General features: G+C 40.6%; 5 protein-coding genes. 3 read left to right on the top strand and 2 right to left on the bottom strand.

The features are described 5' to 3' along the window. Both ACKPEB_RS12760 and pstB read left to right on the top strand, forming a co-directional pair. Positions 1–379: ABC transporter permease subunit (locus ACKPEB_RS12760; protein ID WP_408965307.1), on the top strand; the 379-nt coding region annotated here is incomplete at its 5' end. 138 nt (positions 380–517) lie between these two features. Further along, positions 518–1,336, top strand: a complete 819-nt coding sequence (pstB, locus tag ACKPEB_RS12755) for a phosphate ABC transporter ATP-binding protein PstB (protein WP_408965306.1) — start codon at positions 518–520, stop codon at positions 1,334–1,336. A gap of 136 nt (positions 1,337–1,472) precedes the next feature. On the opposite strand, the gene ltrA is transcribed toward pstB, so the two are convergent. Beyond that, positions 1,473–3,272, bottom strand: coding sequence for a group II intron reverse transcriptase/maturase (gene ltrA / locus ACKPEB_RS12750; protein WP_408965305.1), 1,800 nt, complete (start codon positions 3,270–3,272; stop codon positions 1,473–1,475). A gap of 585 nt (positions 3,273–3,857) precedes the next feature. Continuing rightward, complete coding sequence (locus ACKPEB_RS12745; protein WP_408965304.1) at positions 3,858–4,007, bottom strand: NblA/ycf18 family protein; 150 nt, start codon at positions 4,005–4,007, stop codon at positions 3,858–3,860. 223 nt (positions 4,008–4,230) lie between these two features. Here ACKPEB_RS12745 and ACKPEB_RS12740 point away from each other — a divergent pair, with 223 nt between their 5' ends. Beyond that, a complete protein-coding gene (locus ACKPEB_RS12740; protein ID WP_408965308.1) occupies positions 4,231–4,818 on the top strand; it encodes a phycobiliprotein lyase in 588 nt (195 codons plus the stop codon). Positions 4,819–4,894: the final 76 nt, after the last annotated feature.

Raw genomic sequence — 4,894 nt, 5'->3', positions numbered from 1 at the left:
TACCGATGAAGCGTTACAAATTGTGCCCCAAGAAATTCGTTGGGCTTCTGTGGGAGTGGGAGCTTCTAATTATCAAACTGCCTTACAAGTGGTGCTTCCGGCTGCCTTACCTGCGATTTTAACCGGAGTCACCTTAGCCGTCGCCCGGGCAGCCGGAGAAACTGCACCCCTATTATTTACCGTTGTTTATACCAATAACTGGCCTAAAGGCCCCCTGTCTCCCACCCTTCCCTCCCTCGCCTATTTAGTTTATGAATTTGCCAGAGGATTTGATAAAGTTTTACAGGAGTTTGCTTGGGCAGCATCCCTGGTCTTGGTGGCTTTAGTGTTATTAACGAGCATGATTGCTCGGTTTGCAACTCGTCAAAAACAGTTTTAGGTTGAAAATTTTAACCTAGGATCGTTTTTCCTAGGGTCGTTTTAACCTGTCATCAGAATTAGTATTGATTACTTCAATTAACTACTTAATTTTGATGTTAAATTTCTGCTTTATTCTATACTTTAAGGAGTTTTTCTCATGTACGATGTGTATCACTATGCTCCAGTGGAAATGGAAACCGTGATCAAGACGGAAAATATTGATATCTACTACGGTGATTTTAAGGCGGTTCGGGGTGTTTGTTTAGACATTTATAAAAATAGAGTCACTGCTTTTATTGGGCCGTCGGGCTGTGGAAAGAGTACGATTTTACGCTGTTTTAATCGTCTTAATGATTTAATCCAAAGCTTTCGATTAACGGGAAATATATTCTATCATCATCAAAATCTTTATGCCCCTAATGTTGATCCGGTAGAAGTTCGTCGTCGCATTGGGATGGTCTTTCAAAAACCGAATCCGTTCCCGAAGTCAATTTATGATAATATTGCCTACGGTGTTCGGGTGAATAAATTAGCTAAAAATAAAGCAGAATTAGATGAAATTGTAGAGCGATCGCTACGTCAAGCGGTATTATGGGATGAAGTCAAAGATAAATTGAATCAAAGTGGGTTTGCTTTATCAGGCGGTCAGCAACAACGTCTTTGTATCGCCCGCGCTATAGCGATTAATCCTGATGTAGTGTTAATGGATGAACCCTGTGCTTCTTTAGACCCGATTTCAACTTTAGCTGTTGAAGATTTACTCCATGAATTGAAGGAAAATTACACCATTATTATTGTTACCCACAATATGCAGCAAGCCACACGAGTTGCAGATATGACGGCATTTTTTAACGCCAAAGCCATAGAAGGGGGTAAACGCTTTGGCTATTTAGTGGAATATGATGACACCCAAACTATTTTCCAAAATCCCAAAGAAGAAGCCACTCAACAATATGTTAGTGGTCGCTTTGGTTAAAGAAAAAACGATTAACGGATGACTGAGTAGGGGTAGGAAAACTCTGCAAAGGGCGGGTTTTTCCCGCCCCTACAATTAGGGGTTTTTAATCCATTGGCGTAGGAGATTGTTAGAGTCGATAGGAGCGTTACCACTCCTACCTCTCCTTCAGAACCGTGCGTGAGATTTTCACCTCACACGGCTCCTTGATAATTCCACCTTTGTTATAGGTACGATTCAAAACGGTTTTATTATTGTGATTCTTGATTAAGGAACCATCATTAGCCGTTTTTATGTCGTGACAATGCTTGTGAAGAAGTTGTAAATTATCATAGATGTCTTTACCACCTAATGATGTTGGTTGAATATGGTCAACTTCTACAATGTCTGTACTTGTAAAATACAAACCACAGTGAGGACAAATACCCTTTTGTTTCTTGATCAATTTGGAAACCCTCTTGGGAGTTTCAGGATATTCGCCTCGTCGCTTACTCCAGTAAATCCAGTTACCATCAAACGGACTAGCTTTACCCTTAACTTTTGTATGCCTTACTATTGGCGTACTAGCATGAGTGATTAATTCTAATCCATCTTCTGTACTGAAACACCAATTTTGATTATCTACTGTTCTCCAGTATTTATCTTTATTGATGCTCCCTTTTCCCCTCGTTCTTGCCCATGCTCTCAACTTGTTGTATGTTAGATGGTCAACCTTGCTAAAGGCTTCTTTGCTAACAACTGTTGAGTAATAGTTTGACCACCCTTTAATAATTGGATTTAGCTGACTAATTAAAGAAGCTTGTGGGGCGTTCTTATGAGTTCTTATTACTTCAGCTATCTTGACAAGATGAGTTGTGATTTTGGCTTTTGAGGGTGTGATTATTGTTTTAAAACCTAGCGGTGTTCCTATACTACTACTAGCACTTCCATAGTTTCCTACTTTGTGTTGTTGTATATGGAATCCTAGAAACTCAAACCCAACGTTTCCTTCAAATTCATTGAGGGTATGGGTCGTTCTAGTTTTACTTGGTTTTAATTCCAGTCCCATGTCACTTAACCATTCAGCGATTATTTCTTGACATTTTTTGACGACTTTCAAATCCTCGTGGATGATTACAAAGTCATCTGCATATCGGATTAAACTAAGGGCAGTGCGATTATTTTGTTTGCCACCTTTTAGAGTTTCTGCATATTGCTTGACTCTTTCTTCCATACCGTGTAGGGCAATATTCGCAAGTAAGGGAGAAATTACCCCGCCTTGTGGTGTACCTTCACTGGTAGGAAAAAGTTCTTTTCCGTCCATATACCCTGCTCTTAGCCAAACTTGAATTTGACGGCTTAATGTAGGGTATGTGTGTAATTTGTCAATTAATGCTTTATGGTTAATGCGGTCAAAGCATTTAGCAATATCAGCATCTAGCACATATTTGGCTTTTTGCTTAATAGTGAGATATATTGCATCAATCGCATCATGACAGGAACGTCCTGGTCGGAAACCATAACTGTTTGGCTCAAAGAGTGCCTCCCATTCTGGTTCTAACGCTAGTTTGATTAACGCTTGTAATGCACGGTCGTCTATTGTGGGGATTCCTAGTGGGCGGGTTTCGGTTGTACCCGATTTAGGTATCATTACTCTACGAGTAGGTTTTACCTGACTTGTCAACTTTAGTCGTCCTACAAGACTCATACGTTGTTTTGGTGTTAGAGATTTGACTCCATCCACACCTGCGGTATTTTTGCCTTGATTATCTTGTGTTACCCGACGTACCGCGATACATTTTGCCGACCAAGACCTAATCAGGGTCTTCTGAAGTTTGCGAACTGCTTTAACATCGCCTCGTTCACTCGCTTGAAATATTCTCTTTTGCAACTTAAAAGTCACCCGTTCTAGCTTGCGCCAGTTGATGTCTTTCCACTCCACCGTCTGATTTTTGTTCAGCGTTTTAGATTTATTCATTGCTACTTGTTCTATTTCTTTGGAATTACCGAGTATCTGTCAGCATATCCCTTGCATTACCAAGGGCGTTCGCTTTTGATACCATCCCTCCCCTAACTATCATTCGTTAGCTACTTACTGGTTATCGACCTTTTACCAGAGATAATTAGGGGTTACTTCGTTCCGATTACACATTTGTTTGAAGTCTTTAGCGTGATGCTATCCACCGGGTTTATTGGGCGGTGCTAATAAGTCGGAAAGACAACCGCTTATGCCCTATCCTTGCCTTTTGGCATGGTGTTAATCAAGTTTTGTCTTGATTTTAGCCATTACACCATTTATGGTGACGATGGTTTTGACACATCTTTGCTTTTGCTACGCATGGACTTCTTGCTCGATAGTTACCAGATTTGGCTACCAGTAGTTCTACCTTTTAACCCCGCTTTAGCTTAATAGTTGCTACCTAGTAAACTAGGGGTTATGCTTTCACCTCAGCACTTAAGGGGTAGGACTTGACGTACAACGTCTCACCTACAAATGTAATCAGTTATCACCAGTCTCATTAACTGGGTTAGCCGTCCCATAAGCCTTTCAGCTTATTTTTGGCTAAACGAATCGCACATCTTTAATCATACTTTGGCGTAATAGTTCCATTAAATAGTCTTGAGCTTGTTCTAAATTTAAGGTTTTGACTTGTTCTCGTAACAGTTGTAACTTGAATTGCTGTTCAAGACTGAGGTTTGCAGGCGTTTCCATATTCACTCCTCCGACTGAGTTGTGCAAATCACGAAGATTTGGACTGACTAAGTTGACCTGTATCACACTAAATGTAAAGTATCGTAACAACACCTTGACAAACTGTCCACAATGCACATTTTAAAAATAATCTCTGTTGCAAAAATTCACAATAAACTCAGAATCGACTTATCATAAAGGGTGAAGCCAAGAAACCTCAATGAATGAAGGGATTTTAACCGTGATGGATGCAATGGAATTTTTTCGCAAAAGTGCTGGCACCTGGCGATCGCAACGAACTACTCACCATTTAGCCTTTAGACAAGCGGAGAAAGGATCTTCCGATATTCAAGTCACCAGCTTAGATGCGGACGACCCTAGAGTCATCGAAATTTGTCAGATGCACAACGTTGACCCCAGTTTAGCCGCCGGGGGTGCTTATGTGACTTGGGCGGGGGAAATGGCTTGGGATAAAGACGATGAAAACCATAAAGGATCAACGGTGTTTGCTATTGTTCCTGATGCTGACAATCCCCGTAAAGGAAAAATGTTGCGAGAACGCGGTTATGCAGAAATTATACCGGTTGCAGGTCAGTTTGAAATGGATGAAGATGATGCTTTAATTTTAATTACTGAATATGAAACCATGAGTTCGATTGAACGCTTTTGGTTTGTCGGTTCAGATGTGCGAATGCGAACCAGTGCTGTTAAACGATTTGGTGGGTTTAATACTTCCACATTTTGTACCGAAATTCGGGTTAATCCTGATGCTGAAAATTCATCAGAATCGAGTTCTGAAGATAGCCAATTTTATTCAGCTTTCGGTTGGTAATCTCGTCGGGTGGGTGCGCTGCGCTTACCCACCTAATTCTTAATAAATTCAATTTTTTCTCAAGAATATTTTGTTA

It is taken from the genome of Planktothrix sp. (genome assembly GCF_046067725.1).
Lineage (GTDB): Bacteria > Cyanobacteriota > Cyanobacteriia > Cyanobacteriales > Microcoleaceae > Planktothrix.
The sequence above is the reverse complement of the archived record's forward strand: the minus strand, read 5'-3'. Positions and strand labels throughout refer to the sequence as shown.